This window comes from Pseudomonas sp. TMW22080, assembly GCF_022496745.1.
Lineage (GTDB): Bacteria > Pseudomonadota > Gammaproteobacteria > Pseudomonadales > Pseudomonadaceae > Aquipseudomonas > Aquipseudomonas bubulae.
Genome location: NZ_SCFF01000002.1, coordinates 20,159 through 46,746, shown reverse-complemented (window position 1 = coordinate 46,746; position 26,588 = coordinate 20,159). Strand labels below are relative to the sequence as shown.

Here is a 26,588-nt window from a genome sequence, read left to right as displayed (position 1 = left end):
ATCAGCGTTGCTCAAGTTCCGCCAACTCGATGACTTCACGGCGCTCGTCATCATCCAGTTCTCGCAGAGTGCGGTAGACCAGCGCAACCGCCTGCAGGGTCTCGCGGCTGATGCAATGCCCGGTCTCGATGCCATACAGCGTGCGAGCCAGCCACACACACTGAATCACCGGAACATCTGCTGCCCGTGCCCTGTCGATCATTCGACGTGCCCGGGCATCAGCCCCCTTGGCAATCACGGTCGGCAAAGGCGTCTGTGGCGGCCGGTAGTAAAGCGCCACGGCAAAATGCGTAGGGTTGATCAGCAGCATGTCGGCCTCTTCCAACGGCGGAGTCGGGGCCACAGGCTCTTCATGGGCCAGCTCCTGGGCCAGTGCCCGACGCAGCATCTTGGTATGAGGATCACCTTCCATGCCCTTGTACTCCTTGACCACTTCGACATGGGTCATGCGCATGCGCCGGGCAAAAAAATACCGCTGCAACGCCAGGTCAACCACTGCTAGCACCAGCAGCAGGCCAAGGCACACATGCAGCAAATGCCGGAACAAGGCGATCAGCGCGACGATATAGCCCGGCAAGTCAGCGTTGACCAACCCGACCAACGCCCCCAGGGAAGGCCCGATCACTCGGTAAAGCACCGCACAGATCAGCAGTGCCTTGATCAGGCCGGTGAGCAGGGTCAACAGTGACTGGGCCGAAAACATCTGCCGGGCCTGATTGACCGGGTTGAGCCGGTTGAAGTCCGGGATCAGGACTTCAGGGGCAAACAGAAAGCCGAATTGCAGCCAGCTGCTGATTAATTTCATCAAGACTGCAACGCCGGTCATCAGTAAGGCGAAGTCAAAAAACAGGTAACCCGCCTCGACGAACACGGCCTGCAGCGAATGACCAAAGGGTTGCCCGACCAGTGAAACGGGCAGCATCAGCAATTGGCCAAAACGCTGCAGGCTGTTCTGAGCCGTGATCAAGGCGACCTCACTGATAACCGCCAGCGTCAGCAGTTTGGCGATGTCCTGACTTTGCGCAACCTGGCCTTTTTTGCGCTGGTCCTGCAGTTTTTTCTGGCTGGCGTCATATTTCTTCTCACCCGAATCGCTCATGACTCACCTACTTTGAAGAGCTGGCCCAGTGCGTGCCCAAGATCCCCCAGCAGACTCATCCGTCCCACGATCAGCTCCTCCAGTTGTGGCAGGTAGAGCAGCAGAAAGCCCAGCCCGGCCAGGCTTTTGGCCGGCATCGACAGCACAAATACCTGCAACTGCGGGCTGTAGAGGCTCAACAGGGCAACAGCGAATTCGATCAACAACAACAGCGCAATAAAGGGCGCGGCGTAGAGCAGCAGATGCGTGAAGGTATCGCCGAGCAAAGAAAGAAACACGGCAAAACCATCCGCAGCAATGGTCGGTAACCAGAGCGTGGGGGGCCAGATCAGGTAGCTGTCCCAGATCACCCGGGTCAAGCTGCCCAGCCCGAGGGTGACCATCAGCAAAAAAATGCTCAGTTGCTTGAACAGGTGCCCGACAGGTGTGGCATCCGCCCCCAGCGAAGGGTTGAGCTGCCCGCCGATCAGGGCACCACGCTGGTTATCGAGCAAAGCCCCTACCGACTCGAACAGCCAGAACGGCATGGACAGCAGCATGCCCAGCAAAAAGCCCAGCATGGCCTCTTTGAGCATCAGACCGCCGAGCGCCAGCAGGGTGTAATTCACGCCCGACAAGGCGTGATAAATACCCGGGGCAGGTATCAGGGCCAGCGCAAAAACGATGACATGCCGGGGCATGCCGCGCACATGTTCGAAGCAGAATGCCGGGATCAGAAAAAAACAGGGATACAGGCGCGCCATCGCAATGGCGAGGCTGGGCAGGTATTCGAGAAACGCAATCTGTGGGGCCATCGGGTGTTCCCTCTACAGCGCCGAGCGGGCGACCATGTCAAAGGTGAGGTTGATCAATTGAATCAGCTCAACCCCGATCCAGCGCCCCGTCAGCGCCAACGTGACGCCCACTGCAACCAGTTTGATGCCGAAGGGCAGCGTCTGGTCCTGTACCTGCATCAGCGCCTGCACCAGCGAGGTCAGCACACCCACCGCTACAGCCACGATCAGCGGTGGCGCAGACAGCACCACCACCAGCAGCATGCCCTGCTTGAACAGCAAAATCGGCTCCATGGACGCCTCACAGATAGGACAGGAACAGACTGTCGAGCAGACGTGTCCAACCCGAAACCAGCACAAACAGCAACAGCTTGAGCGGCAATGAAAGGGTCATGGGCGAGACCATCTGCATGCCCAGCGCCAACAACAGGTTCGAGACGATCAGGTCGATCACGATAAAGGGGATGTAAATCAGAAAACCGATTTCAAACCCTGCCTGTAGCTGCGACAGCACAAATGCCGGTACCAGCAGGATAAGGTCGTCACGCTTGACCTCTTGCGCCAGTTGCGCAGGCCATAGACGCGCAGTGTTATCCAGCAGATGGGTCAGCACATCGGGAGCAGTGTTGCGTGCCATAAAGGCCCGCAAGGGCTTTACCGCCTCCTCCCCGCTCTCCTGCAAGGCTTGCACACTGCTCATATCCAGCGGCGTCTGCTTGAGGGCCTGGGCGGTTTCATACCCCACCGGTGCCATGACAAACATCGTTGCAGCCAGGGCAACTCCATAAAGGGCCATGCTCGGCGGCACCTGCTGCACACCAATGGCGTTGCGGGTAATCATCAACACAATGCAGATTTTCAGGAAGGCGGTGCACACCATCAGCAGCATGGGCATCAGTGACAGGCCGCCGAGAAACAGCGCCAGCAGAAAGGGATCGATCCCTTGAACGGTCATTGCGAAAAACTGATGCGCGACAGTTGCAGGCCAAGGCGCCCCTCAACCTCCACCAACTGCCCGTGACCGATCGGCCGGTCGCCGTAATACAACCCGGCCATGCCCGTGTCATAGCCCTCGATGCTCAACACCATGCCGGGGGCCAACTGGCGCAGCTCACCCAGGCTCAACTTGAGTGCGCCACAGCGCACGCTCAGCTCTACCTGCAAGGTTTCAAACGGCTCATTGCCTTTATGCCGTTCAACGTCCGTACCCGCAAACATCACCTCTTCCACAGCCGACTCCTCGAGAGCACACACGGTCAGGCAGCGACGCCCGCCTTCATCATCAATTTGCGATGTGATCCGCCACCGCCCAATCCTCAACTGCCCCACGCCATCACCGCTGAACAACAGGCGCTCCGGCACCAGCACGTCGCCTGGTCGTACCCTGCGCAACTGCTCAACCGTCAACGGCAGATAGCCAAGCACCACGGGCACAGGCACGGCAAAGCAATCGGGCAACGGCGCCTTGACTGCCTGCCATTGCCCCGCCTCGCAAAGCGCCAACAGGCTGTGGGCCGCCAGCATCAATCGGCCGACACTTCGCGATGGGCCCAGCACTACACTGAGGCAGCACTCGAATGCGCCCACCTGCCTGTCGGCAAGGGGCCGCAGATAGCCAAAAAGCGCCCTCAACTGCGCACTCATGCGCTGCTCAAAGTGCGCCCAAAACCATGACTGGGGATCGTTGCCGGTCTCGGCCAGCACCACCGGGCACTCGCCAAACAGGCTAAGCAAGGGCCCTGCATCACTGAGCGTAAAGACCCCGCAGCGGCTCTCGAACGAGACACACGCACCACCCCCTGGCGCCCGCCCCGGTTCCAGCAAAAGCTCACCGGGCTCGCCTGCGACCTGAAATGAATAGCGCAGGCCACGACCCAACCGCCAACAGGCCTGGACCGTGGTTGCGTCCAGCTGTGGCAAGGTGATCGGCGCTACCGTCATCACTGGCACTCCTGCAGTAACCGGATCCTGACGACCTGCCCCAAGGCACGGGCCAGACGCCGTTGACAGGGTTGCTGCTGACGGGAGAGCCATTGTCGGGTGGCGGATTGCTGCGCCTTTAAAATGATCAGCCAGCCATGATGTTCATAACGGGCGCTGACACTGACCCGCCCGCGATGTGCCAGATGCAGCACAAATTGCACTGGCCATGGCCCTGCCCCCGGTGCACGGGGCATCAGTGCCTCGGACAACACCTGTGCCAAGCCCCTATCCGCGCCTGCCAGGCTGTCTGCAAACAGTTTGCAGTCGGCTGCGCGCGCCGGGGCGGCAGGCAGATACCGGGCCAATGGCAACGGCACCGGGTTTACTCCTGATGACTCGGCCATCCCGCCTCCTCTGCCAGCAACATCGACAATTCCAGAAGTTTTTCGACCTTTCTCTGGCATTCACCCGCGTACTGGCGGGCACTCTCGACATGGATCGCAACCACGCGCTGCTGCTCGAGCAGCGCTTGCAAGGCACTTGCCTGCTGCGCTGTTTGAGCCGCCCACTGGCGCTGTGACTCGTCCCAGCCCGACAGGGTCCTGGGCGACACCACCTGCCCCTGGTACCGGCCGGTCAGTTCGGCTTGCTGCCGGTTTTCGTTTTGCCTGGCCTGCTCAACCGCCGAACGGGCCTGCTCAATGTTCAGGCCAAGGGCTCGCAGCTCCATACGTTTGATGTGCAACAAACGCTCAGCCCGATCGGCCCGATGTTGGCGCAGGCGCCGCAAGGGCTCGGTGGCAGGCGGGCGGTTTTCAGAAGGGCACATGGGCAGTCAACTCGCTCAAGTGCTCCAGGGTTTCCTGAAACGTTGCAGGCTCGCGCAAGTCCTGACGCAAAAAGGCCTCCACACGCTGGCGGCTCTCGACGGCCAGGTCGGTCAGGGCATCGTTGCCCGCCTGGTACTCACCCAGCCTGAGCAGCAGTTCGATCTGCTGATGCGCGCTCAGCAATCGCCTGAACGCGGCCATGTTTTGCATATGTTCTGGCGCAGCCACATTGCTCAGGATCCGTGACAGGCTGCCCAGCACATCTATCGCCGGATAGTGACCGCGCTCTGCCAGTTTGCGGGACAACACAATGTGCCCGTCCAGCAAGGATCGAACTTCATCGGCTACCGGATCGCCCATGGAGTCCTGCTCGATGAGTACGGTATAGATCGCGGTGATAGACCCCTCGCGAGTCAGGCCTGCGCGCTCTACCAGACGTGGCAACAGGCTGTAAACCGAGGGCGGCAACCCGCCTCTGCCCAAGGGTTCGCCAGCGGCCAGACCGATTTCCCGCTGAGCGCGGGCAAAGCGCGTCAATGAGTCGATCAACAATAAAACCCGCCGGCCTTTGCGTCGGAAACCTTCGGCCAGAGCAGTTGCGGTAAAGGCTGCCCGCGCACGCTCCATGCTTGTGCGATCAGAGGTTGCGCACACCAGCACGGCTTTGCCCCGCAGCCCCTCATCCAGCTCATGGTCAAGAAACTCACGCAGCTCGCGACCGCGCTCGCCAACCAGGCCAAACACGATCACATCGCACTCGACGTTGCGGGCGATTTCGGCCAGCAGGGTGGTCTTGCCACAACCGGCACCGGCAAACAGCCCGACCCGCTGGCCCTCACCCAGGGTCAACAACCCGTCGATGGCCCGTACCCCTGTTGGCAAAGCGCGACCGATGCGCGGCCTCTGAGTGGGCAAGGGGGCTTCGCATACAACTGCATTGGCCTCCTCACAAGGCCTCCAGGAAAAGCCCCCCCCGTCGCCCCCGGCAAGCGGTCGGCCAAACCCGTCGAGCACTTGCCCCAGCAGATCATTGCCGACGCGAACCTGATGCACAGCCCCCAAGCGTTCAACGGCCGCTCCTGCGCTTATACCTTCGAGGCTCGCCAAAGCACTGAGGGTGGCGTCCTGCTGATCACAGGCGATGACCTCTGCCAGTATCCATGCGTTGCTCCCTGCCTGAACCCGGCACAGCTCGCCAATGCGGGCCTGGGGCAGGCAGCATTGCAGCAGCATGCCATTGATCCGCAGGAGCCGACCGCTCAGGGTTACCGGTGAAAAACCCGCCAGGTGCGTGAACTGGCGTTGCCGCCAGCGCTCAAGGCGCTCAGCAATCGTGCCGTTCACCAGCTCACCTCATAGCGCTGCGCGCCTTCAAACAGCACTCGGCGGTTGTCGATCGCAGTCAGGCGCACACCCTGCGCTTCGTCACCAAAAAACAGCCGACGCCCGTCTTCCAGTACAACATGGGCCTTTTGGCCACCGATTATCTGGACGATCCTGAAGGGCAGTGCCGTGCTGATTTCCTGGACCTGATTAATGATCGCAACCGGCGTTTCAAATTGCGCCTCGAAGCGATCGAGCATCCGCGAGACCAGTGCCAGCGAGTCCTTGCCGACATCACCGCCCAGGATGATTTGCTCATCAACCACCTGCAGCCGGATGGCGTTGTCCAGATCACGCTCGATCAACATCTTGAGTAATTGCTGATGGACCTGATGCGTTGTTGCAAGCTGACGCCTGTCACTGACAGCCAATGGCTTCGGAGAAAGTGCCTGTGCCGTGTTTGAAGGCTGACAGGCTTGTGCCGCCAATATCAGCACCGACACGCTCAGGGCCAGCGCCAGCCACTTGCCAGGGCGGCGCGCAGGCACCATGCCCGAGCGCGCGGCGGCCGTTTCGCTCTGCACCCTGGTTACTTCTGCCAGCTCATCCACCCAGGCACTTTGCGTATTGGCGATGCACAAGCGTATCCCGCCAATGGCAAACGCCTTACCCGCAGCCAGATCGGCAATCTGTGCCCGGGCAGTGCCGGTTTCATCCTGCAAGAGACCTTCCTGCGCCTGCACTGTCCAGCGCCCGTCCACACAGTGCAACCGGGCATGCCTGGTTTCAACGCCAGGGTCGTACAACTCCAGGTCGGCATCTTGATGGGCACCGATGCTCCAGCACTCACCGAACAAAGGCAGTGCAGCCCCCTCATGCAAACCGCTCAGCACTCGCAACTCGAACAGCTGGCCAGGCTGCTGCAAATCGAACACCACGGTTGCGCCATCAGGTAAGCCATGCCCCGGACTCAAGACACGGCCTCGCGCAGCACACCGTCGAATTGCAGATCAAGACGCCCGAGCACCTTGACCTTGGCCGAGCCGGTCAACTCGGCGAAAGACATGACCGGCACATGGTTGAATTCATCGAACAACAGCGTGCGCAACGGGCTGCGCAGATCCTGCGCCACCAGCAATACGCTTGCGTCGCACTTGCGCGGTGCAAAAGCCTCCTTGAGCAGCGCCACAAGTTGCGTACTGTGCTCATTGTCCAGGGCAAAGAACACGCCCGCTTGGGTTTGGCGCAATGCCTCGCGAAAAAGGTTTTCGCTATGGGCAGACAACAGCCAGGCATGCAGACCGTCAGCCTGACTGTACAGGTGATAGATCTGCGACTTCAGGGCAATCCGCGCATAGTCCGCCAGCGCTGACACTTCGCGCTCGTGCTGGCCATGTTCGGTCAGCACTTCGACAATCAGGCGTACCGCCCGCAGGGGTACGCCTTCACTGGCCAGGCGCTGCAGAACGGCAGAGAACCGGGACAGCGGCATGATCCGCTGCAACTCTTGAACCAGCTCAGGCTGGGTTTGCTCAAGCCAGCCGAGAATCGACTTGCTCTCCTGCAACCCCAAAAATTGCGGCCCGCTGATCATCATGGCTTGACGCATGCGCTCAACAATCAAGGCATGGGCACTGAACGACTCGACGCCCTCCCGGGCCAGCAGCGGATCACCGGGGTTCAGCCATAGCCAGTCCCGTTCATCTCTTTGCTCGCTGCCTCTGAGAGCACTCTGAGGAGCATCCGTGACACTGTCCCGTGCCACGGCCCGTCGTTCATCAAAAGTCGCCTTGAGCGTGGGCACTTCGTGAACACAAAAGCGAAACTCATCCTCGGGCAGCATGTCGCTGTATTCGATTTCAAAACTGGGAAGTGTCACCCCGATACGGGTGACGATACTGTTGCGCACCTGACGAATCCCGTGAATCAGCCGCTCAGTAAGCTCCAGGCTTTGATGGGCACTGGCGAACTGCAACAGATACGGGCGTGTCGGATCAAACACTCTCAGATCTTCGTCGCCGTTGTGATCAGGGGCCACCTGCACTGCTTGCGCCGGCTCCAACGCCTCAGCCTTGCGGCTTCGCGACCACCAGTAAAATCCCGGCGCAAACGTACACAGGGCAATCAAGCCAAACACCGGGGCGGGCATTCCCGGCAGGGCGGCGAAGGCCAGCATGGCCGCCGATGCGATCATCCAGCTCTTGGGTTCACGGGTTATCTGCTGGCCGATTTGTGCCCCGACATGGCTGCCTGGCGATTGGTCGTCGGGGGCGACACGGGTGATGATCATCCCCGCGGTCAAGGCAATCAACAGCGCCGGAATTTGCGCGATCAGACCATCACCGATGGTCAATACCGAATACAGCGTGATGGCCTCGCCAGCACTCATCCCGTGTTGCACTACCCCCGTGGAAAACCCGCCGAGGATATTGATCAGCACAATCACCAGGCCTGCGATGGCGTCTCCTTTGACGAACTTCATGGCGCCGTCCATGGCACCGAACATCTGGCTTTCCCGGGACAACTGGTCACGTTTGTATCGGGCCTGTGCACCATCGATCAACCCGCCACGCAGGTCACTGTCGATGGACATCTGCTTGCCCGGCAGCGCATCCAGGCTAAAGCGCGCCGCCACTTCAGCGACACGTTCCGAACCCTTGGTAATCACCAGGAAATTGACGATGGTGATGATCAGAAAAATCACCAGCCCCACCGCCAGATTCCCCCCCACCACAAAGTTGCCAAAGGCCTCGACGATCTCGCCCGCATCCTGCTCCAGCAGGATCAGGCGGGTCGTGGCAATCGACAACGCCAGACGAAACATCGTGGTCAGCAGCAAAAGTGCAGGAAATGTGGAAAATGCCAAAGGGTTGGGCAGATAAAGCGCCAGCACGATCAACAGGCTGGCCAGGCACATATTGAGCGCGATCAGCACATCCACCAGCCAGGTCGGCAAGGGTACGATAAAGATAAAAACAATGCCCAGCACCGCCACGGCCCCGAGCACTTCGCCCGGGCTTGCCACCCTGCCAGGGCCTTTACTGAGCCATTTGACGAGCCTCATCGAATCGGTCTCGTCAGCCCTGCCCACAGCTGGACGATACCTTCGCTCTGAGTGTGTTCACCCATCAGGCTCAAAAAAGACTGCAATGCGTCCTGACGGCTTGCAGGGTCACTCCAAACGGCCAACGGGAGACGCTGAATCAACGGATAAACTTGATTGAGCAAGACCAGTTGACTGGAAAGGTTTTCGCCACCCAACTCACGACTCAGGCTTTGCACCTCATCGCTATCGATGCCCGTGCCCGCGTACCCCAGCAGACGTTGCAACAGGCAGACTGGCGACAGTTCGGCCTGCCGTTCGCGGGATGACAATCGCTCAATAAACCACCGGCAACTGTGCAAAAGGCTGCTCAACTGGGTGCAGCCTTGAAGTCCGCTCAACAAGGTACGCAACCTGAGGCTCGGCACCGAGGGCCGGTGGGCGGCGATATCATCCGCCAGCGCGCGCGCCATCACGCGCAACCCGTCGTTGACCCTTTCTTCATCGAATAAAGCCAGCAAGGCCTGGATAATGCTCGGCAGTGATTGTTTGCGCACCACACTGGAGTAATACAGCGTGCGAACAGCCTGGCGCAGCGCGGCATCGCCTTCGGCTGCTGCCAGCGCCAGCGCAATATTCAGGCCCGCCTGAATTTGCCGGTCATAGCGGGTATGCAACTGTGCCTGAACCTTCTGCACCCGCTCGATATCACCTTCACGCCCTTGTGCCCGGGCCTGAGCAACCATGTACTGCAAGACAACACTGGTGCGGGCCGGGTCGTCGCCGGTCAACGCCAGCAAGGCTTCGACCCCTGAGTCTGACGCCAGTGCCAGACGAACGTGCCGGGTCAGCAGCCCCAGGCTGAGCTGAGCGGGATGCCCCAGTTGCTCATAGAGCTCGTTTAACTGCTGGATACCCTCAACCTTCTGCACCCGGTTATCTACCGTGCGCAGCGCGCGCTGAGCCAATGCCTTGCTGCTGCTTTCGGCTTTCTGGCTGAACAACATGCCAACCTCTTCAGCGGCACTTTGCGCAGAAGACTGGGGCATCTGCCCCCCAACGCTCCGAGAAGAGAGCAGGATCTGCGCGGTGTCGTTTCGCCCTTCAACTTTCATAGCGCTGCCAAGTCAGGAGGTTTCATTGACCTGTGTGGTTGATCACAGGCAAGCGGTTCCCTGGCAGTAGCATTGGCATGTTTTTGAAAAAACTGGCGCACGCACAAGGTCCGCTACGCAAGATCCGGCACAACCGCGCCTGTTAAAAACCTGTAAAGCTCATATAAATCAGATGGCTATATTCGATCCGCAAATTGGCACAGGCGATGCTTGGGAGGTCCTTGTCGAAACCATTTTCGATAGCACTCACCCTGAGGATAAAAAATGGATCACCTTGATAAGGCTTCCCCCCCTGCCCCTGACTTTCTGGATCTGTCGACTGAACTTCAAAAAAAGCTTAAAGCGTTTATCCACAAGCGCGTACTGAACCCCGAAGATGCAGAGGATATTTTTCAGTTGACCTGCCTGGAGGCGTGGCGCAGCAAAGCACGCTTCAACGGCCAGGCAACGCTCAGCACATGGATGTGCGGCATTGCCCAGAACCTCATTCGCAATCATTTTCGTCGGTTGCACGCAAGGCCGGTGCATTGCGAGTTCGACGAGACGCAGTGCCATGAGCAGGACCACAGCCCCGACCTGTATGGTCAATTTGAGACTCACCGCAGGCTTGAGCTCACGCTGATTGCCTTCAACCGGCTGCCCATCGAAATGCGCGACACGTTGTATGCATCGGTGCAAAGCGGCAGCAGTTATCGCGACACCGCCAGCGCTCTGGAAATCCCTATAGGGACAGTTCGCTCACGCATCTCGCGAGCTCGCGAACAACTCAAGATGGCCACCCACTGCTAGTGCCCGCCACGGATGCTCAGAGGGGTCCATGATTGAGGACACTCCCGGAGCAAGGCCAGGGAATGGCCCCCACTACCGACTCAGACTTTTTTCGTTCGCGGCAGCAAAATCGCCAGCACGCCGAACAACGGCAGGTAAGAGCACAGGGTGTACACATACTCGATGCCATGAATGTCCGCCAAATGCCCGAGCAAGGCCGCACCAATCCCGCCAAAACCAAACATCAGGCCGAAGAAGATACCGGCAATCATCCCCACATTGCCCGGCACCAGCTCCTGGGCATACACCACAATGGCCGAGAATGCCGACGCCAGGATAAAACCGATGATCACGCTGAGCACACTGGTCCAGAACAGGTCGGCATAGGGCAACAGCAAGGTAAACGGCGCCACCCCGAGAATTGAAAACCAGATCACCGCCTTGCGGCCAATACGGTCACCGATGGGGCCGCCAAAGAACGTGCCCGCCGCAACTGCGCCCAGGAACAGGAACAGGTACAACTGCGAGGTGGACACGGACACGTCGAACTTTTCGATCAGAAAGAAGGTGTAGTAGCTGGTCAGACTCGCCATGTAGAAGTACTTGGAGAACACCAGCAAGCCGAGCACCGCCAGGGCACCGAGTACCCGCTGCTTCGACAACCCATGAGTCGCCTGCTGCCCGGCCTTGAGCTTGAACAGATTCAAATGGTTGCGGTACCAGCGACTGATGACATACAGCAGCCCGACGGCGAACAGGGCAAACAGGCCGAACCAGGCCACGTTACCCTGACCGAAGGGAATGATGATGGCCGCAGCCAACAACGGGCCAAAGGCCGAGCCGGCATTGCCACCTACCTGGAAGGTCGATTGCGCAAGCCCGTAACGCCCGCCCGAAGCAAGCCTCGCTACACGGGAAGCTTCGGGGTGAAACGTAGAAGAGCCAATACCCACCAGGGCGGCGGCCAGCAAAATCAGCGGAAAACTGCCGACCTGAGACAACATCAAAATCCCGATCAGGGTGCAAACCATCCCGGCAGGCAACAAAAGCGGATTGGGATGACGGTCGGTGTAGTAACCCACCCACGGCTGCAATAGCGAAGCGGTCATCTGAAACGTCAGGGTTATCAGTCCGATCTGGGTAAAGGTCAGGTCATATTTGGCCTTGAGCATCGGATAGATCGACGGCAGTACAGCCTGGATCAGGTCATTGATCAGATGCGCCAGGGCCACGGCGCCGATAATGCGCATGACCAATGGGCTTGACTGAGGGGCTGGAGGGGACGCGATTGTAGTTGTTTGAGCGTTGCTAAGAGCCATTTGGGTTTCCGTACGACAGGTGAATGCGCGCTTGCAGATCCGTCAATGTGCCATTCTTTTACAAGATCTTTCCATGCAAACGCCGTAAAACCTTAAGCAATTGATAGAACGAAGATTTTTTTTAGATATTTGCTTGACACACCCCCCGTACGAGGGAATAATGCGCGCCATCGGCTACATAGCTCAGTTGGTTAGAGCATAGCATTCATAATGCTGGGGTCCGGGGTTCAAGTCCCTGTGTAGCCACCAAACGCTTGTTTACAGAAGTCTCCATGAGTCTGCAGACAGTACAAGAAGCCCGCCTAGTGCGGGCTTTCTTGTGTCTGGGGGTTTCTTCTTGTCTCCTCCCAAATCTCCCCGTCGCGTCCTGCGAGCCCTCGGCCAAAAACCTGGCAACTGCGTCCAGAACTCGCCTCCCGCCCTGACGTCATGACCGATCCGAATCAGTCTGCTTCACACCTGTTCGCAGCCCATGATCTGAAATGGACAGGTAGCCCCACTATTCCCTGACACTTTTAATATAATAAATATTTACCTTTAAATCTTGGCTACCTAAAAAAAACAATGCTAGCCTGCGCGTTTTTGGAGAGCCGCTTATATGAAGGCACTTAAAGACGTCACTTTTAAGTACCCATGCTCCGTTATTTTTATAATGTCTTTTTTCCTATTTGCCGCCCTGCAATACAGGCCCGCAGTGCTCAATTACACAACACGCTTCGTCGACTTCGCCCACTATATGTTCCAGAACGGATTGACGCTTTTTCCAATCTCTGATGACCTGCAGCCCTATCCCGACTACACAGTGACCCATACGTTCCTCGTTTATCTGATTTCACTGCCATTTGGCCAAGTATCCCTTCTCTCACTGGCGACGCCTTTTTGTATTGCTGCCGCCTTGACACTGGTATTCATATACAAGCTGGGTGAACGACAGGAAAAGAAATGGGGCGCATATGGTGTTGTGTTCGCGCTATTCACCTGGTCATTTCTGGACGGCGTAAACTCCTTATCAATGGATATATACCCTGCACTTTTTACCGTGATATGTTTTTATCTGGCCTGTGCAGGAGACGAGCATAAACAAACATCCCGATTGCTGCTTATACTCGCAGCCCTGGCGCTGGGCTTTGCATTCCGTGGTCCTGTTGGCCTGATCGTCCCAGCCAGTGTAGTCGCCTCTTATTACCTGCTGAGCCGGCAATGGCGCAGGCTCGTTGTGTTCTGCCTGCTCGCCGGCCTGGTCCTGGGCGCTGCCCTTTTGCTGCTGATAGCGGCTGCCTACGCACAAGGTGGACATGCTTTCTTGCAGGAGGTATTGGTCAAGCAAGGGCTGGGGCGATTTGACAGTAACCAGGCACCTCGTTATTACTTCTACTTCTCTGCCGGCTTGCTGACCTACGGTGTAACCGTTTTTATTGCCTTGAACGTCATCATCAGAAAGGGCAAAGTTTTTTTAGCACCGTCGCCTCTACCGTCGACAAGCATGCTCTTGTATCTCTCGGCCTGGTTTCTTGTCGTGGTCGTACTGCTGACAATTCCAAGTGCCAAGAAAGCGCGTTACATACTTTCAATCACACCCGCGATTTCCTTGTTAGCGGCCTATATCTTTGTAGATCGAAGCCAACGATTCGCCAACACCAGAGACAAACTGCTGAAGTTCTGCTTGAGACTACCCGTTATTGGCCTCGGGATGCTTCTGTTTGCATTTATTTATAGTCACTTTGCGGCGTCCCCTGTTCAACCGAACTACCTTGGTGCAATGACGGGCTTGATTATTCTTGCCGCGGCTCGCCCCTGGATGGAGTCACGCCTTTATTCACATCCACATCGCGAGTTTTTAACATTCTCTTTTGGGGCGACGGCCTTTCTTATACTGGACATGTTTTTCTTTAACGCCATTACCTACCATCTGGAATTGGCCAATGAACCGACCCCCAAGTTCCTGCCTTATTGGTTTTGGTGACGCGCGCTCACAACGTCACCCATTACGGATTCCGCTCGAGTGAGCGACTATCAAGCAGCCCCCTGATGCGGGCTTATTCTTGCCTGACGATATCGACTGAAATCTCCACCGCCTCAATCACTCCCCTGTTCTCAAGCCAGTGAGTGGTGTGCCTGTCTTCAGGCCAGCCCACACCCGGACCATACTCCGTGGCGATACCATTTCTATGGTCAGTGATAACGCCGTGAAGGATATAGACGGTGCCAGGCCTGTCTGCATGGTTGTGAACCGGCCCGAAAACGCCCCCCGGCTCAATCGTCACCTTACGCATGCGAAGCTGGCGCCCTGCCATTCCCTCGATCTCGGGGCCAAGGTCGATGGTGGCCAGCAACGTGACCGTAACGCCTTTGGTCTCGGGTACTGCCTGTTCATTGCTCATCGCACCCACCTTTTCAAAAGACAAAGCCTTATTGAAAGTAAACACCCTGAAAGGCGTAACGAGTGACGAGGCGACAAAGGGATAGGCAGAACAGATTTGCTCCACCCGAAAACAAAAAACCCCCGAAGCCATAAGGCATCAGGGGTTTTGCTGTTGTGGTGCCCAGAGACGGAATCGAACCGCCGACACGGGGATTTTCAATCCCCTGCTCTACCGACTGAGCTATCTGGGCAAGGCGGCAATTAAACGTGTTTTACCGTCGGGGCGTCAAGCACGAAATAAAAAAAAGACCAATGATTACCTGCGCTTACATCACCGCCCAGGCCTGATATCACCCCTGGGGCAGGATTTTCCCCGGGTTCATCAGCCCAAGAGGGTCGAGAGCCTGCTTGACCAGGTGCATGACACCCAGTGCGGCGCCATGCTCCAGGGGCATGAACTTTATCTTTCCCGAACCAATGCCATGCTCTCCGGTGCAAGTGCCCTCAAGGGCAATGGCGCGCTCGACAACCCGCTCATTGAGCGCTTCGGCTTCAACCAGTTCTGCGGCATTGCCCGGGTCGACCACCATCCCCAGGTGAAAGTTGCCATCCCCGACATGCCCGACCATGCCTACGAAAAATGAAACCCTGGCCACATCTTCAGCCGTTTCGGCAATGCACCGGGTCAGCGCCGAAATCGGTACGCAGACATCCGTACTCCAGATCCGACCATTCGGCCGCATGGACTGCATTGCATAGTGGACACTGTGCCGGGCACGCCACAGGGCATTGCGCGCATCAGCATCGCCAGCCGCCTGAAAACCCAATGCACCATTGCTTTCAACAATCTCCCGGGTCAGTTCCACCTGCTCCGCCACACTGGCCGGGGAACCGGCGAACTCGAAAAACAGCGTCGGCGATTCAACCAGGCCCATGTGCGAGAAACGGTTGACCGCCTGCACCGTGCGCGCATCGAGCAATTCGACCCGTGACACTGGAATGCCATATTGAATGATCGACACCACCGAACTGACCGCCGCCGCTATCGTCGGGAAGGTACACACCGCCGCGCAGGTGGTTTCCGGAATACCGTAAAGGCGCAGGGTGACTTCGGTGATGATCCCCAGCGTGCCTTCCGAGCCGACAAACAAGCGCGTGAGGTCGTAGCCAGCGGATGATTTTCGCGCCCGCCCACCGGTCTTGATCACCTGGCCGTCAGCCAGCACCACGGTCAGGTTCAACACGTTTTCGCGCATGGTCCCGTAACGCACCGCATTGGTCCCTGAAGCGCGGGTCGCTGCCATGCCCCCCAGGGTACTTTCACCGCCCGGGTCGACCGGAAAGAACAGCCCGGTGGTACGCAGTTCGGCATTCAGCTGCATGCGGGTTACCCCGGCCTCCACAGTGACATCCAGATCATCCGGGCGCACGGCGATGATTCGCTGCATGCGGCTCAGGTCGATACAGACCCCGCCCCGGGTAGCGCCTACATGGCCTTCCAGTGAAGTGCCACCACCAAAGGCAATGATCGGCACTCGCTGCGCTGCGCAGAGTTTGACGATGGCCGCCACCTCGGCCGTGGACTCGGCGTAACACACCGCGTCCGGCGGCAAGGTCGGGTGGTATGACTCACCTCGGCCGTGTTGCTCGCACTCGGCTCGGCCAGTGCTCAGGCGCTCACCGAGCAGCTCGCGCAGGGCATCGAGCAGGGTGGGTATGGGAGAAGCGTGAAATGCAGGGTTAGAGGCCATGGAAACGTCCATATTATTGTTGGGAGGGACGATTCCAAGGTACAACAAACGGCCACTGTGATCACCGGCAGATCCGCAAGCCCGCTGAACGTGGCCGTAACGTTACTGGCTGCCGGGATATAACGCCCCGTCAACCAGCCTCGCGACCACCCTGCGCAAACGTTCGAGCAACACCTCATTGGCCGCGACCGAGACCGGGTTCAAGGGCTCACGCAACAAGGCAATTTCGCACTGATTGCAGGCCTCAGCCAAATTGACAGCGCCCACCGTGGCAAAAGAACCGTGCATCCGGTGCACATAACTGATCAGTTTCGAGGTATTGCCCTGCTGCAACGCCAGCTGAGCCTGCGCCAGATCCTCCTGCATGGTGGCGATAAACAGCCGATGCATGGCTGGCGACAGGCTGATCCAGTCTTGCAGATCATCCGTCTGCAGGGGTGCATCGGGGGCATCATGGACGCCAACAGGCAGCTCGGCAGGCGCTGCGCACAAGGCGGATAAGGTCTGGCGTAATGTGGTCAGGCTCAGGGGCTTGACCAGCCATACATTCATTCCCGCTTCCAGGCAGCGCTCCCCTTCTTCACGCAGGGCATTGGCGGTCACACCAATAATAGGCACCCGCGGGTCAAGCTCACGCAAGCGGCGCGTCAGCTGATAGCCATCGAGTCTGGGCATATTGACGTCGGTGATCAGCAGATCAAATGACGCTTCCTTCCAGCGCGACAGGGCCTGCTGCCCGTCGTCTGCCAACGTAACCCGGGCCCCCAGGGCCTCCAGCTGCTCCCTGAGGATCTCCTGGTTGACGGGATTGTCCTCGGCGACCAGGACATTCAACTCCAGCTTTGCGGCATAGGGCACCACACTGGCGGACGCCTGGGGGACAGCCCCATGGGCGATCTGCATCAGCGTTCTGCCAATGGCGCGAATATCATAGGCATTGACCTCCCAGCCACGGGCCGTTCTTTGCGGCTGGCTGCCCCCCGACTCGGTCGCCAGCAGCCGCTCACCTTGCCAGGGCACTGTCAGCGGTTGGTCAGGGTCCAGATCCAGCAGGATTGCAGGGTAGTCGGGAGGAAGCGCTGCCGGCATAACCTGGGCGCGAGCGCCCCAATGGTTTAACCAGTCTGCCAGGATCTGCCCTATATCATTGCGCGCAGCGCGCACGTAAACACGGACCCCCTCAAGGTCGATATCGGCACAACTACCCAGTGAGCCGGCGATAACCGGTAAGCTCATATGCAACGAAAAGCTGCTGCCAAGCCCCGGTTCACTGACCACCCGCAAATTCGCGCCCATCATCTCGCTCAAGCTCGCACAAATGGACAGGCCCAGCCCCGCACCGCCTGCACGTTCGCTGCCACCCACCTGGGAGAACGGCTTGAACAGACGCGTCAGTTGCTCTTCGCTGATCCCCACGCCGGTATCGGAAACCTGCCACTGCAACGCGGCCTGCCCTTGTTCGATGCCAATCACCTTGAGCCTGAAGACAACCCAGCCGGTGTCGGTGAACTTGATTGCGTTACTCAGCAAATTATTGATGATTTGCCGAATACGTACCGCATCGCCACTCAACAATGGCGGCAACTGCGCATCGGCACAGGCAAAAATCTTCAAGCCCTTATTGCTCGCCGCGGCTGAATAACTGCGCACACAGTCTTCAAACAAGTCCAGCGGACAGAAGGACTTGGCCTCGACAGCCATTTGCCCGGACTCGATCTTGGAGACGTCCAGCACATCACTGATCAACTGAAACAACACCGTAGATGACCGCTGAATGGTCTGCAGGTATTCACGCTGGCGCTCATTCAGAGACGTAAGGCCCAGCAGTTCAAGATTGCCCAGTACCCCGTATAGAGGCGTACGAATTTCATGGCTCATGGTTGCCAGAAACAAAGTCTTGGCTTTGCTCGCTTCGTCAGCCGAACGCCGCTCCTGCTCCATCAGGTTGGCGTCATCCACATGCCGGGTGACGTCGTTGAAACCACAGAGCACCACGTTCTTGCCCTTGTAACGGGTAAAGACAAAACAGGCCTGCAGATAGCGCCCCGCGACTTCCAACTGGACCTCTCCCAGTTCGTGCTCACCATAATCGCGCTTCAGCAGGGCAATCAGTTCAGGGGTACCCTGCCACTCATGCGCCCTCTGGTTTTCCAGCAGGATCTCTCCCGTGCTGCGCTCGACCACGCACAATCCCACGGGTGCGCTGTCGAGCATGGCCCGATTGAATTCTTCGCTCTCGGCCAGGGACTGGCTGGCACGCTGGGCAGGTTCGATGATTTGCTTGCGGTACCAGCGGTTGAAGCGCCAGCCGATCAGCCCAAACAATACCAGCAGGCCCGCCGCGCCGGCCAAAGGCCATTTGGCATAGCCAAAGAAGTTCTGATAACTGATCGCGTACAACCCGACCCAGGGCGTGGCCCCGCCCGAACTCAGCTTGAAGCGCAGACCATCGCGGGTAATGCTCAAGCCCAGGGGCAGATCCTCGACATCCCCGGCGTCCCCCAGCAATACATCGCCGGCAGGCGAGATCAGGGTCAAACGGCTGTTGGTGGGGTGCATCAGCAAGCGCTCCAGATCACCGATATCGCTGACGTCCAGTAACGCGTTCAGGATCACCAGGTCATTGGCTTCAGCCCCCGGTGGCATGAAGTTGCGCGACAGATTCAGCCCGACGGCGCCGACAATGTACTTGCGCTTTTGAATCAGGTCCTGCGGAGCTTTTATCCAGATCAGTTCATCACTGCCAAGGGCATGGCGATGCACCATAAGTTCATCGTACAAACGTTTGGTCACATCGAAAAAGTTGCTTTTGAGCAATAGGGGGGACTGCCGCGTGCCCTCAATACCGGGCACCGCAATAGTGAATTGATCGCTGGGGGAAAAAACAAATACCTGCGGCGCCACATAGTGGGAATCGGACCAGTAAGCCGTGAAAAGGTCGGTCAACTGCACACCGAGCGAGTAGACGCCCTGCATTTCGGTATGGGTGAACTTGTCTCGCTGGCTCACCGTAAAGGGCAATGACTTGGCCGTGTCACGGTTCTGGAACAAGCGCTCATCGCCCTGACGGATCAGTACCTCGTGCGAGTGCGGTTGGCTATCTATCAGCAGGTTTTCATTAGCCTGACTGTAGCTTTGAACGGCAATACGCAAAAAGGTCTCATGCTCATGAATGCTTTCCATCAGCCGCGCGAAATGAAAATCCGTCTTCTCGCCCTCCTCCTTCAGCACTCGATTAACCGCCCAATAGCTCATGCTCACCAGCAGCAGGGCAAACCCGGTGAGCAGGAGCAATAGTTTGTTAAGTCTGAGTGAGCTCAGTGCCAGCGCACCGAGACGTACCTTAGCTTGCTTCATGATTTAGCGCCGTCGATGACCTGGGAGGAAATAGGCAAGCCTGTTGCTAGCCAAAGGGTTACACATTGCACTATCCGCCAGCCCCCACTGCGCTCGCCACGAGCCTTGCGCCGCCACTTCTGCGCCCTCGAAATGGCCTGAGCAAGCCGAACAGGAATTGTCTGATGGGGATTCTCCTCTGGCAATTGCATCCTTTGCATCACCTGCCGCGGCGAGCCGTTGGCAGGGGGGGCATTAAATAATGGAAATCACACATCATTGGTTTGTAGAGGGCTTCTCTCATGTTTCATAAATTTGGCAAATACACCGCGCTTTGTGGCTCTTCGCTGCTGATCGTAATGGCTGCTGCTACCGCTCAAGCGGCTGATGGTCAGGTTGAATTCACCGGCACTATCAACGACAACGCATGCACCATCAACAGCGAAAGCGTTAAAAAAGCGGTTGATATGGGCCAGGTCCGTATTGCCGACTTCCCTAACACTGTAGGGGCTGTCGCCACTGCTGGCGCCACACCATTTTCGATCTCGCTGGAAAACTGCAGCGGCTCGACCCTGAAAAACGCCTCCATCAAATTCAGCGGCCAACAAGCTGGCACTGATGCAACCGTGCTGGGCATGACCGGTGACAACCAGGTACCCGGCGTTGGTATCCAGATCAACGACGCGCGCACCGGTAACAAGTTGCCACTTAACACGGCCAGCAACGATTACGTTCTGCGTCCGCAGTCCAACACCTTCGACTTCACCGCATCCTATGTTCGCCTGGTTGCCGACACCGCAGCTTCGGGTGAGACCCCGGGTGTGCGTGGCATCGGCACCGGTAAAGTCAATGCATTGGCCAGTTTCGACGTTACCTACAAGTAATTTATGCATTTAACGAAGAGCTCGCGGTTGATCGCGATTGATCGCGAGCTCTGGCGTTAACCAGAGGACATCTTAATGCGTTTAAAAGTTGCAGCCTTTTTGGCACTGGCAGCAAGCTTCTGGCTGCCCCAGGTTCATGCAGGCGTCAACGTGGGTTCTACGCGCGTTGTGTATCAAAGCAAGGAGAAAGAAGCCAACCTTGCACTTTCAAACTCGGGTGATGACGGTGTGCCGTATCTCGTGCAGTCGTGGGTCAGCCCGTTCGATGACCGCGACGCCAGCGCCGATGAGTTTATTGTCACACCGCCGTTGTTTCGCCTGGATGCCAAGGGCCAGAACCTTCTGCGGATCATCGCCACCAACGCACAGAACCTGCCCGACGACAAAGAAAGCCTGTTTTTGCTCAACGTCAAAGCCATCCCGGCCAAGAGTGAGGAACAGCGCAACCAGAACGTGCTGCAAATAGCACTCAAGACCACGATCAAACTGTTTTATCGCCCCGCCAACCTCAAGGGCACTTTGCCCGAAGCGGTGGAGAAACTGCAGTGGCGGGCTGAAGGCGGAAAACTCACGGTGCATAACCCGTCGGGTTACAACGTGGTGGTCAGCGAATTGCTGATCAACAACAGCGCCAGCAAAGGCATGCCCGAGGTTATCAAGCCCGGCAGCACCGTCACCACTCCAATAGCGCTGAAAAACAGCGACAGCCTAGAACTTAGCTACATCAACGAGTACGGCAGCACAGTCAAGGCCGCACCCGTTACCCCACATTGATCACTGAATAATCCGCTGAATGGAAGGACCCCCTCATGCTGCGATTGCGCATGTGCGCCTTCGCGCGCCGAGTAAAGTGCTGGAGCACGATGACCGTTGCGGCTACAGGTCTTGCAACAACCGCAGTGCATGCAGACTACAGTTTTGACTCTTCTTTTCTGGAAATTGGCGGCGGCAACGCTTCGAGCGAAGTGGCCGAGCAAGTAAAAGCCATGAGCCAGGGTCAACTTCCGGGGATCTACCGGGTAGACCTGTCAGTGGATGACCGGCTTGTGGAGCAGCGCGACCTGCACTTTGTGCGAGAAACCGCGAGCCAGATATCGACTCCCAACGGCCTGTTCCCCTGCTTCAGCCTTCAGGCCCTGATGGATTTGGGAATTGACCCCACACGCCTGAAAAATGCGGACATCAGCGCCGACAATTGCGTGTACTTCAACCGTGACCTTACCGGCGTCACCTACGATTACGACTTCAACAAGCAGCATTTGAGCCTGCAGGTTCCCCAGGCGTATATCGGCAGCGTGCCGTTTGAAACCCGGCGCAAGACCTGGAGCGATGGCGAGCAGGTGGCCTTCGCCAACTACAGTTTTTCCGGGAGCGACTACGAGAACCAGTTCGGCAGCCGCCAATCCCAGTTCGGCAGTGTTCATAGCGGGTTCAACAGCGGCGCCTGGCGCTTTCGCAATTTCTCGACTTGGCAAAAAGGCACTAACGTCGACGGCAGCTGGAAATCGGTGGACACCTATGTCCAGCGCGACCTGGGCAACCTTATGGCCATTGCCACGGTGGGTGAAAGCGCCACCGACAGCGATCTGTTCGACACCATCTCTTACCGCGGCGTGGGGATCGCTTCTGATCTGGACATGCTGCCCGATGATGCGCGTAATTTTGCCCCCGTAGTGCGTGGGGTTGCCAACGGCCGCTCGCTGGTGACATTGCGCCAGCGCGGTTATGTCATCAGTGAACAGTGGGTGCCGTCAGGCCCGTTCGCCCTCAAGAACCTGTACTCGACCGCGGGCAACGGCGATATCGAAGTCACCATCGAAGGCCCCAATGGCGAGCGCCAGGTCTACATCCAGTCATTTGCCTCTGTGCCTTACATGTTGCGTGAAGGCCAGCAAAGCTACGCTGTGACCGCAGGCCAGTATCGCCCGGCAGAAGGCGCGCAGAATTCGCCCAAGCCCAGTTTTGTACAAGGCACCTATCGCCGCGGCCTGACCGAGGGCACCACGCTGTTCGGTGGCAGCATCGTCAGCGAACAATACAAATCGGCGCTGCTTGGCTTTGCCCACGACTTTGCCGGCTTTGGTGCGATTTCCCTGGACGTGACCCATGCCATCAGCGAAGACATGGGCGCAGACGCCAAAACGCTGTCGGGCCAGTCATATCGCTTCCGGTACTCCAAATCCATCGATCTGACCGATACCAGCTTCAGCCTGATTGGCTATCGCTACTCCACCAGCGGCTATTACAGCTTCAACGAGGCAATCAACGCACGCTCCAACAACTCGCTAGAGCCCTATGTCGATGAAACCCTGAATAACAGTGCGGCGTTTTCCCCCTATTTGACCGGCCATATGAAAAGCAGCTTTACCGCCAACGTATCGCAACAATTCGGTACCTGGGGCGGCATGTACGCCAACCTGACCAAAACCGATTACTGGAACCGGGCCAAGAGCAATACCTCCATTCAGTTGGGCTACAGCTTCAGTGTTGCCAGCGCCTCCTACAACCTGGGGCTGTCACAGAACAGCGGCATGGGCGACGACATCCGTAGCGTGTCGCTGAGCGTCAGCCTGCCGCTGGGCAGCCCGGGCAGCAGCAGCCGCATCGGCCTGAGCACCAACCAGGACTCCGCCGGCAATGCCAGCCGCAATGCCACCTTCAGCGGCTCGCAACTGCAGGACGATGCCCTGTCGTACAACCTGGGCATCAATCAGCAGATCAGTGACGATGACCGCGTGCTCGGCGGCTCGGTGGCGGCCCGCTACAACGCGGCCAATGCCATTTGGCACGGCTCCTATAACAAGGATCAGAACACCCGTCAGATGGACTATGGCGTGGAAGGCGGCGTGGTTGCCATCCGCAATACCGTGATGTTCACCCAGCCATTGGGCGAGACCAACATCATTGTCGCCACCCCCGGCGCCGCCGATGTGGGCGTGCTGACCAAGAGCGGGATCAAGACCAACGGCAGTGGCTACACGATTATTCCCTCGGCGCAGCCGTACCGCAAAAACAAGGTATCGCTCAACACTGACTCACTGTCGGACAACACCGACATTGCCAACCTGGTACAGGAAGTCACCCCCAATCGTGGTGCCTTTGTCCTGGCCAACTTCGAAACCCATAACGGCCGCCGCCTGCTGGTCAGCGTCAGCTCAAGCACTGGCAAGCCCGCCCCTTTCGCCGCCGAAGCGCAGCTGTATGACCCCAAGGGCACTCTGCTGAGCAGCGCGATGGTAGCCGACAAGGGCCGGGTATTTATGACTGGCGTGCCGGACAAGGCGCGGCTGCTGATCAACGTCAACGGCCAGCCTTGGTGCGCCAAGGACCTGGACCTGAACACCTACAACCTGTCAGAGACTGGCATCGGGCAACTGACCATCCGTTGCGATGCCAAATCGCCAGACACTCAAGGTACTCCCGATGCATGAATCAAACGTCAAATCATCTCGTCCGGGGCTGGTCAAAGTCTGCTTGTTGCTGCTCTGCCTGTTGCTGGGACTTGTCAGTCAGCAAGCGTTTGCACTGATTGAAAACAACCTCGCATGCACCCCTACGGGCACCACCGGCATCATTCAGCTGGGCGACCTTGCGCCATCCACCAGCTATACCGCCAACATGACAGCCAACTGCCGGGTTACCCGTTGGTTTCCCTTTGGCGCGTCATTGCAGCACAGCCAGTTCTACAACCAGGGCAGAGGCAGCAAGGTCCAGGTGTTTCATACCAACTCTGGACTGATGGTTCCCGAGCTGCCCATCGGGACTGCGACCACTACATGCATGCCGTGGAGCTGTGTGCAGCTGTACGTGGGCAACACCTTTTCCTACAACGTTCTGCTTTATGGAACGGCGCCCGTCACGCCTGGCAACTACATGGTCAGTGTCACGCTCACAGACACCTCTATCCAAGGTTATGAGGCTTACGGCGACTACTTGCAGACCGTCATTCTCAGCTTCCGGGTCATCCAGCCCGCCTGCTCGATGGGCTCGGCAAAAACCCTCAACCTGCCCTTTGGCACACTCAGCAGCAATGACTTCGCCAGTTCGCAGCAAATTGCCAATATCACCATGAATTGCACTCGCGGTACGCAAGCGACCGCCACGCTGGTACCCACCCAGGCGGCCATCAGCGGCAGCCCGGGCGTTTCAGCCACAACCCTGGCCGGTCTGTCGATGGCTGCCACCTGGGCTGACACCAACACGGCAGTGAGCTTCAACAGCCCACGCACGCTGGCGCTGACCAATGGCAGCAACAACATCAGCCTTGGTTTTCGCCCGCGCCTGAATACCAGTGTTTCGCCTACCGGAAATTTTTACAGTCAGTACACCCTCAACATCACCTATCTCTGATCAAGTAAGGAGCTCAACCATGAAATTATCCCTGACATTGGCTGCGACACTGTTCGCAGGCCTGCTCAGCTCGACCGCCAACGCCGTAACAGACACTGTGACCATCAACCTGAGCGGCACCCTGACGCGTCCGCCCTGCAACCTGACCAGCAGCAAGACGCTGACCGCCAACTTCGGCAGCCTGCGTTATGACCAGGTGGCCGATGCCGCGCTGATCGACATCCCCCTCACCATGACCTGCCCGGCCAACTCGGTACTGGCGGTGAGCATTCTGGCAGCCCGCACGATTCAAGGCTCAACCACACAGGCCTCAACGGGCAAAACCAATCTGGCTTATTCATTGCTCTGGAACAGCGACAGCACGGCGGCCAACATTACCGGGACCAAACGCAACCTGACCAACCAGAGCGGCACGGTCGACCTGAGTTTGAAAGCAAAGTTGATTGCCCTTGGCGCGTTGACCGAGGGTGCATTCAGCACTTCGGCTGTTATCAGTATCGAGTACCTGTGAGATGTCCATGCTCGCCAGAGTGAGCCTGTGGGTGGCGCTGCTGTCCACCGCAGCGCTGTTGCTCAGCCCGGCCATCTGTGCAGAGGATGCCGCCCTGATAGAGGTGGGCGGCACCCTGATAAAACCGCCCTGCACGGCTAATTTCCCGGCCTCGCAAAGCGTGGATATCCCCAAGACAAACCTCAACTCGCTGAACTCGGACATCACCGGCTGGACCGATGTCAGCCTGGACTTTCAATGCATCAAAGGCAGCCAGGTACACCTGCGTTTCAGCGCCGGCAATGGTGCTTTTGACAGCAGCACACTGCGCACCACGCTCGACAGACTGGGGCTGAAAACCCGCCTGAGCGACATGACCAGTACGTTGAAAGTGATTGACCTGAAGCTGGGCGAGCAATTGATCTTCCCGGTTGAAGAAACGCGGCTCAAGCTCCAGCTCTCTGTGCGGCCGGTCAAGACCGGGGAGGAACTGCCCGCAATCGGCAGTTACAGCTCAACGCTATTGATGGAAATGATCTATCTGTAAACCGCTGCGTCAGGCAAACAGATTGGCCTTGACGCACAAGATCAGCAGCGCTTGATCATTGTCGACATTGAGTTTGCGCATCGCCGAAATCTTCAGGGTACTGATGGTTTTAATGCTGCGGTTCAGGCTATGCGCGACATCGCTCACACTCACCCCCGTAGAGAACAGACGCAGGACCTCGAACTCCTTGACCGTCAGTTGGCTGAGCCTTTGCGAAAGGTCATCGGCGCCCTCACTCAAGTCCCCTTGCGGCTGGTCCTGCTGGTAGTGCCCTTGGCGATAGAACGCGTCCAGCGCCACCAGGATCTGCTCAAGCCCAGCGCTCTTTGAAATGACACCGCTGATACCCAGCTCATACAGCCAGGTCAGTACTTGTGCATTGGTTATAACGGTCAGGATCAACACCTTGGGTTCGGGAAAATGCCGGCGCAGGTACTCCACCAGGCGAGTGCCGTCACCATATTGATCGTCACCCGGCATGTTGTAGTCGGTAATAATCACATCAGGCTTGAGTAACGAAATTTTGTCGATCAACTCCGAGGAACTCATTGCTTCGCCCACAACCTTGAAACGCGGGTCACGCTCAATGATTTCACGCACGCCCATCAACACAATCGGATGGTCGTCGGCCAATAAGACTTTCATTTGCGGCATGGCAAACATGACTCCTGCACT

At 58.0% G+C, this 26,588-nt stretch carries 24 protein-coding genes and 2 tRNA genes; 9 read left to right on the top strand and 17 right to left on the bottom strand.

What is annotated here, in order from left to right; translation table 11 throughout:
• Position 1: 1 nt before the first annotated feature.
• From sctU to sctW, 11 genes are read right to left on the bottom strand one after another with little or no spacing between them, the layout of a single operon-like run.
• Positions 2–1,099 (bottom strand): type III secretion system export apparatus subunit SctU, encoded by a 1,098-nt coding sequence (sctU, locus tag EQV96_RS06530; RefSeq protein ID WP_095019661.1) that lies wholly within the window; start codon positions 1,097–1,099, stop codon positions 2–4.
• Positions 1,096–1,893 (bottom strand): type III secretion system export apparatus subunit SctT, encoded by a 798-nt coding sequence (gene sctT / locus EQV96_RS06525; protein WP_095021228.1) that lies wholly within the window; start codon positions 1,891–1,893, stop codon positions 1,096–1,098. Before sctT ends, sctU begins: the two co-directional genes overlap by 4 nt.
• A 12-nt stretch (positions 1,894–1,905) precedes the next feature.
• Entirely contained in the window at positions 1,906–2,166 is a 261-nt protein-coding gene (gene sctS, locus EQV96_RS06520) for a type III secretion system export apparatus subunit SctS (protein WP_095003190.1), read from the bottom strand.
• A 7-nt stretch (positions 2,167–2,173) separates the two neighbouring features.
• On the bottom strand, positions 2,174–2,827 hold the full coding sequence (gene sctR, locus EQV96_RS06515) for a type III secretion system export apparatus subunit SctR (RefSeq protein WP_095003191.1): 654 nt from the start codon (positions 2,825–2,827) through the stop codon (positions 2,174–2,176).
• A complete protein-coding gene (locus tag EQV96_RS06510; RefSeq protein ID WP_095019663.1) occupies positions 2,824–3,813 on the bottom strand; it encodes a FliM/FliN family flagellar motor switch protein in 990 nt (329 codons plus the stop codon). The genes sctR and EQV96_RS06510 overlap by 4 nt, the downstream gene beginning before the upstream one ends.
• The gene (locus tag EQV96_RS06505) at positions 3,813–4,199 is read right to left on the bottom strand and encodes a type III secretion system HrpP C-terminal domain-containing protein (protein WP_169916765.1); all 387 of its coding nucleotides are present in this window, start codon (positions 4,197–4,199) and stop codon (positions 3,813–3,815) included. The genes EQV96_RS06510 and EQV96_RS06505 overlap by 1 nt, the downstream gene beginning before the upstream one ends.
• Complete coding sequence (locus EQV96_RS06500; protein ID WP_095019664.1) at positions 4,178–4,624, bottom strand: YscO family type III secretion system apparatus protein; 447 nt, start codon at positions 4,622–4,624, stop codon at positions 4,178–4,180. The genes EQV96_RS06505 and EQV96_RS06500 overlap by 22 nt, the downstream gene beginning before the upstream one ends.
• Complete coding sequence (locus EQV96_RS06495; RefSeq protein ID WP_095024942.1) at positions 4,611–5,969, bottom strand: FliI/YscN family ATPase; 1,359 nt, start codon at positions 5,967–5,969, stop codon at positions 4,611–4,613. The genes EQV96_RS06500 and EQV96_RS06495 overlap by 14 nt, the downstream gene beginning before the upstream one ends.
• Positions 5,966–6,922 carry an FHA domain-containing protein gene (locus EQV96_RS06490; protein WP_240881631.1) on the bottom strand — a complete coding sequence of 319 codons (957 nt, stop codon included), beginning with the start codon at positions 6,920–6,922 and terminating at the stop codon, positions 5,966–5,968. The genes EQV96_RS06495 and EQV96_RS06490 overlap by 4 nt, the downstream gene beginning before the upstream one ends.
• The gene (gene sctV / locus EQV96_RS06485) at positions 6,919–9,012 is read right to left on the bottom strand and encodes a type III secretion system export apparatus subunit SctV (RefSeq protein WP_240881629.1); all 2,094 of its coding nucleotides are present in this window, start codon (positions 9,010–9,012) and stop codon (positions 6,919–6,921) included. Before sctV ends, EQV96_RS06490 begins: the two co-directional genes overlap by 4 nt.
• A complete protein-coding gene (sctW, locus tag EQV96_RS06480) occupies positions 9,009–10,040 on the bottom strand; it encodes a type III secretion system gatekeeper subunit SctW (RefSeq protein ID WP_240881627.1) in 1,032 nt (343 codons plus the stop codon). Before sctW ends, sctV begins: the two co-directional genes overlap by 4 nt.
• A gap of 330 nt (positions 10,041–10,370) precedes the next feature.
• On the opposite strand from sctW, the gene EQV96_RS06475 reads away from it, so the two are divergent.
• Complete coding sequence (locus EQV96_RS06475; RefSeq protein ID WP_095019668.1) at positions 10,371–10,895, top strand: RNA polymerase sigma factor; 525 nt, start codon at positions 10,371–10,373, stop codon at positions 10,893–10,895.
• 80 nt (positions 10,896–10,975) lie between these two features.
• Here the strand turns inward: EQV96_RS06475 and EQV96_RS06470 are convergent, their stop codons facing one another.
• Positions 10,976–12,193, bottom strand: coding sequence for an MFS transporter (locus EQV96_RS06470; RefSeq protein ID WP_095003198.1), 1,218 nt, complete (start codon positions 12,191–12,193; stop codon positions 10,976–10,978).
• Positions 12,194–12,365: 172 nt separating this feature from the next.
• On the opposite strand from EQV96_RS06470, the gene EQV96_RS06465 reads away from it, so the two are divergent.
• Both EQV96_RS06465 and EQV96_RS06460 read left to right on the top strand, forming a co-directional pair.
• Positions 12,366–12,442, top strand: a tRNA-Met gene (locus tag EQV96_RS06465).
• A 349-nt stretch (positions 12,443–12,791) separates the two neighbouring features.
• The gene (locus tag EQV96_RS06460; protein WP_240881623.1) at positions 12,792–14,156 is read left to right on the top strand and encodes a glycosyltransferase family 39 protein; all 1,365 of its coding nucleotides are present in this window, start codon (positions 12,792–12,794) and stop codon (positions 14,154–14,156) included.
• A gap of 73 nt (positions 14,157–14,229) precedes the next feature.
• On the opposite strand, the gene EQV96_RS06455 is transcribed toward EQV96_RS06460, so the two are convergent.
• The 4 genes from EQV96_RS06455 to EQV96_RS06440 form a co-directional block, all read right to left on the bottom strand.
• Positions 14,230–14,574: a cupin gene (locus EQV96_RS06455; RefSeq protein WP_240881618.1), complete on the bottom strand. Its 345-nt coding sequence runs from the start codon at positions 14,572–14,574 to the stop codon at positions 14,230–14,232.
• 156 nt (positions 14,575–14,730) lie between these two features.
• Positions 14,731–14,806: transfer RNA gene (locus tag EQV96_RS06450), tRNA-Phe, on the bottom strand.
• A gap of 99 nt (positions 14,807–14,905) precedes the next feature.
• On the bottom strand, positions 14,906–16,306 hold the full coding sequence (locus tag EQV96_RS06445) for an FAD-linked oxidase C-terminal domain-containing protein (RefSeq protein ID WP_240881615.1): 1,401 nt from the start codon (positions 16,304–16,306) through the stop codon (positions 14,906–14,908).
• A 102-nt stretch (positions 16,307–16,408) separates the two neighbouring features.
• Positions 16,409–19,663 (bottom strand): hybrid sensor histidine kinase/response regulator, encoded by a 3,255-nt coding sequence (locus EQV96_RS06440; protein ID WP_240881613.1) that lies wholly within the window; start codon positions 19,661–19,663, stop codon positions 16,409–16,411.
• Positions 19,664–19,944: 281 nt separating this feature from the next.
• Here EQV96_RS06440 and EQV96_RS06435 point away from each other — a divergent pair, with 281 nt between their 5' ends.
• The 6 genes from EQV96_RS06435 to EQV96_RS06410 all read left to right on the top strand — a co-directional run bounded on the left by EQV96_RS06435 (position 19,945) and on the right by EQV96_RS06410 (position 25,913).
• The gene (locus EQV96_RS06435) at positions 19,945–20,526 is read left to right on the top strand and encodes a fimbrial protein (protein WP_095019672.1); all 582 of its coding nucleotides are present in this window, start codon (positions 19,945–19,947) and stop codon (positions 20,524–20,526) included.
• A 75-nt stretch (positions 20,527–20,601) separates the two neighbouring features.
• Positions 20,602–21,300: a molecular chaperone gene (locus EQV96_RS06430; RefSeq protein WP_153326335.1), complete on the top strand. Its 699-nt coding sequence runs from the start codon at positions 20,602–20,604 to the stop codon at positions 21,298–21,300.
• 35 nt (positions 21,301–21,335) lie between these two features.
• Positions 21,336–23,957, top strand: coding sequence for a fimbria/pilus outer membrane usher protein (locus EQV96_RS06425; protein ID WP_095031443.1), 2,622 nt, complete (start codon positions 21,336–21,338; stop codon positions 23,955–23,957).
• Positions 23,950–24,876 carry a fimbrial protein gene (locus EQV96_RS06420; protein ID WP_095021237.1) on the top strand — a complete coding sequence of 309 codons (927 nt, stop codon included), beginning with the start codon at positions 23,950–23,952 and terminating at the stop codon, positions 24,874–24,876. Before EQV96_RS06425 ends, EQV96_RS06420 begins: the two co-directional genes overlap by 8 nt.
• Positions 24,877–24,895: 19 nt before the next feature.
• Positions 24,896–25,387 (top strand): fimbrial protein, encoded by a 492-nt coding sequence (locus EQV96_RS06415; protein WP_240881611.1) that lies wholly within the window; start codon positions 24,896–24,898, stop codon positions 25,385–25,387.
• Positions 25,388–25,394: 7 nt separating this feature from the next.
• On the top strand, positions 25,395–25,913 hold the full coding sequence (locus tag EQV96_RS06410) for a fimbrial protein (protein WP_240881609.1): 519 nt from the start codon (positions 25,395–25,397) through the stop codon (positions 25,911–25,913).
• Positions 25,914–25,922: 9 nt separating this feature from the next.
• Here the strand turns inward: EQV96_RS06410 and EQV96_RS06405 are convergent, their stop codons facing one another.
• Complete coding sequence (locus tag EQV96_RS06405) at positions 25,923–26,567, bottom strand: response regulator (RefSeq protein ID WP_095019691.1); 645 nt, start codon at positions 26,565–26,567, stop codon at positions 25,923–25,925.
• Positions 26,568–26,588 lie beyond the last annotated feature (21 nt).

Coding starts and splice junctions, on each gene's coding strand:
- EQV96_RS06500 (WP_095019664.1), bottom strand. CDS start 4,624: ATGTGCCCTTCTGAAAACCGCCCGCCTGCCACCGAGCCCTTGCGGCGC.
- EQV96_RS06415 (WP_240881611.1), top strand. CDS start 24,896: ATGAAATTATCCCTGACATTGGCTGCGACACTGTTCGCAGGCCTGCTC.
- EQV96_RS06510 (WP_095019663.1), bottom strand. CDS start 3,813: ATGACGGTAGCGCCGATCACCTTGCCACAGCTGGACGCAACCACGGTC.
- EQV96_RS06505 (WP_169916765.1), bottom strand. CDS start 4,199: ATGGCCGAGTCATCAGGAGTAAACCCGGTGCCGTTGCCATTGGCCCGG.
- sctT (WP_095021228.1), bottom strand. CDS start 1,893: ATGGCCCCACAGATTGCGTTTCTCGAATACCTGCCCAGCCTCGCCATT.
- EQV96_RS06405 (WP_095019691.1), bottom strand. CDS start 26,567: ATGCCGCAAATGAAAGTCTTATTGGCCGACGACCATCCGATTGTGTTG.
- EQV96_RS06460 (WP_240881623.1), top strand. CDS start 12,792: ATGAAGGCACTTAAAGACGTCACTTTTAAGTACCCATGCTCCGTTATT.
- EQV96_RS06435 (WP_095019672.1), top strand. CDS start 19,945: ATGTTTCATAAATTTGGCAAATACACCGCGCTTTGTGGCTCTTCGCTG.
- EQV96_RS06420 (WP_095021237.1), top strand. CDS start 23,950: ATGCATGAATCAAACGTCAAATCATCTCGTCCGGGGCTGGTCAAAGTC.
- sctS (WP_095003190.1), bottom strand. CDS start 2,166: ATGGAGCCGATTTTGCTGTTCAAGCAGGGCATGCTGCTGGTGGTGGTG.
- sctU (WP_095019661.1), bottom strand. CDS start 1,099: ATGAGCGATTCGGGTGAGAAGAAATATGACGCCAGCCAGAAAAAACTG.
- EQV96_RS06475 (WP_095019668.1), top strand. CDS start 10,371: ATGGATCACCTTGATAAGGCTTCCCCCCCTGCCCCTGACTTTCTGGAT.
- EQV96_RS06455 (WP_240881618.1), bottom strand. CDS start 14,574: ATGAGCAATGAACAGGCAGTACCCGAGACCAAAGGCGTTACGGTCACG.
- EQV96_RS06430 (WP_153326335.1), top strand. CDS start 20,602: ATGCGTTTAAAAGTTGCAGCCTTTTTGGCACTGGCAGCAAGCTTCTGG.
- EQV96_RS06445 (WP_240881615.1), bottom strand. CDS start 16,306: ATGGCCTCTAACCCTGCATTTCACGCTTCTCCCATACCCACCCTGCTC.
- EQV96_RS06440 (WP_240881613.1), bottom strand. CDS start 19,663: ATGAAGCAAGCTAAGGTACGTCTCGGTGCGCTGGCACTGAGCTCACTC.
- sctV (WP_240881629.1), bottom strand. CDS start 9,012: ATGAGGCTCGTCAAATGGCTCAGTAAAGGCCCTGGCAGGGTGGCAAGC.
- EQV96_RS06470 (WP_095003198.1), bottom strand. CDS start 12,193: ATGGCTCTTAGCAACGCTCAAACAACTACAATCGCGTCCCCTCCAGCC.
- EQV96_RS06425 (WP_095031443.1), top strand. CDS start 21,336: ATGCTGCGATTGCGCATGTGCGCCTTCGCGCGCCGAGTAAAGTGCTGG.
- EQV96_RS06410 (WP_240881609.1), top strand. CDS start 25,395: ATGCTCGCCAGAGTGAGCCTGTGGGTGGCGCTGCTGTCCACCGCAGCG.
- sctR (WP_095003191.1), bottom strand. CDS start 2,827: ATGACCGTTCAAGGGATCGATCCCTTTCTGCTGGCGCTGTTTCTCGGC.
- sctW (WP_240881627.1), bottom strand. CDS start 10,040: ATGCCCCAGTCTTCTGCGCAAAGTGCCGCTGAAGAGGTTGGCATGTTG.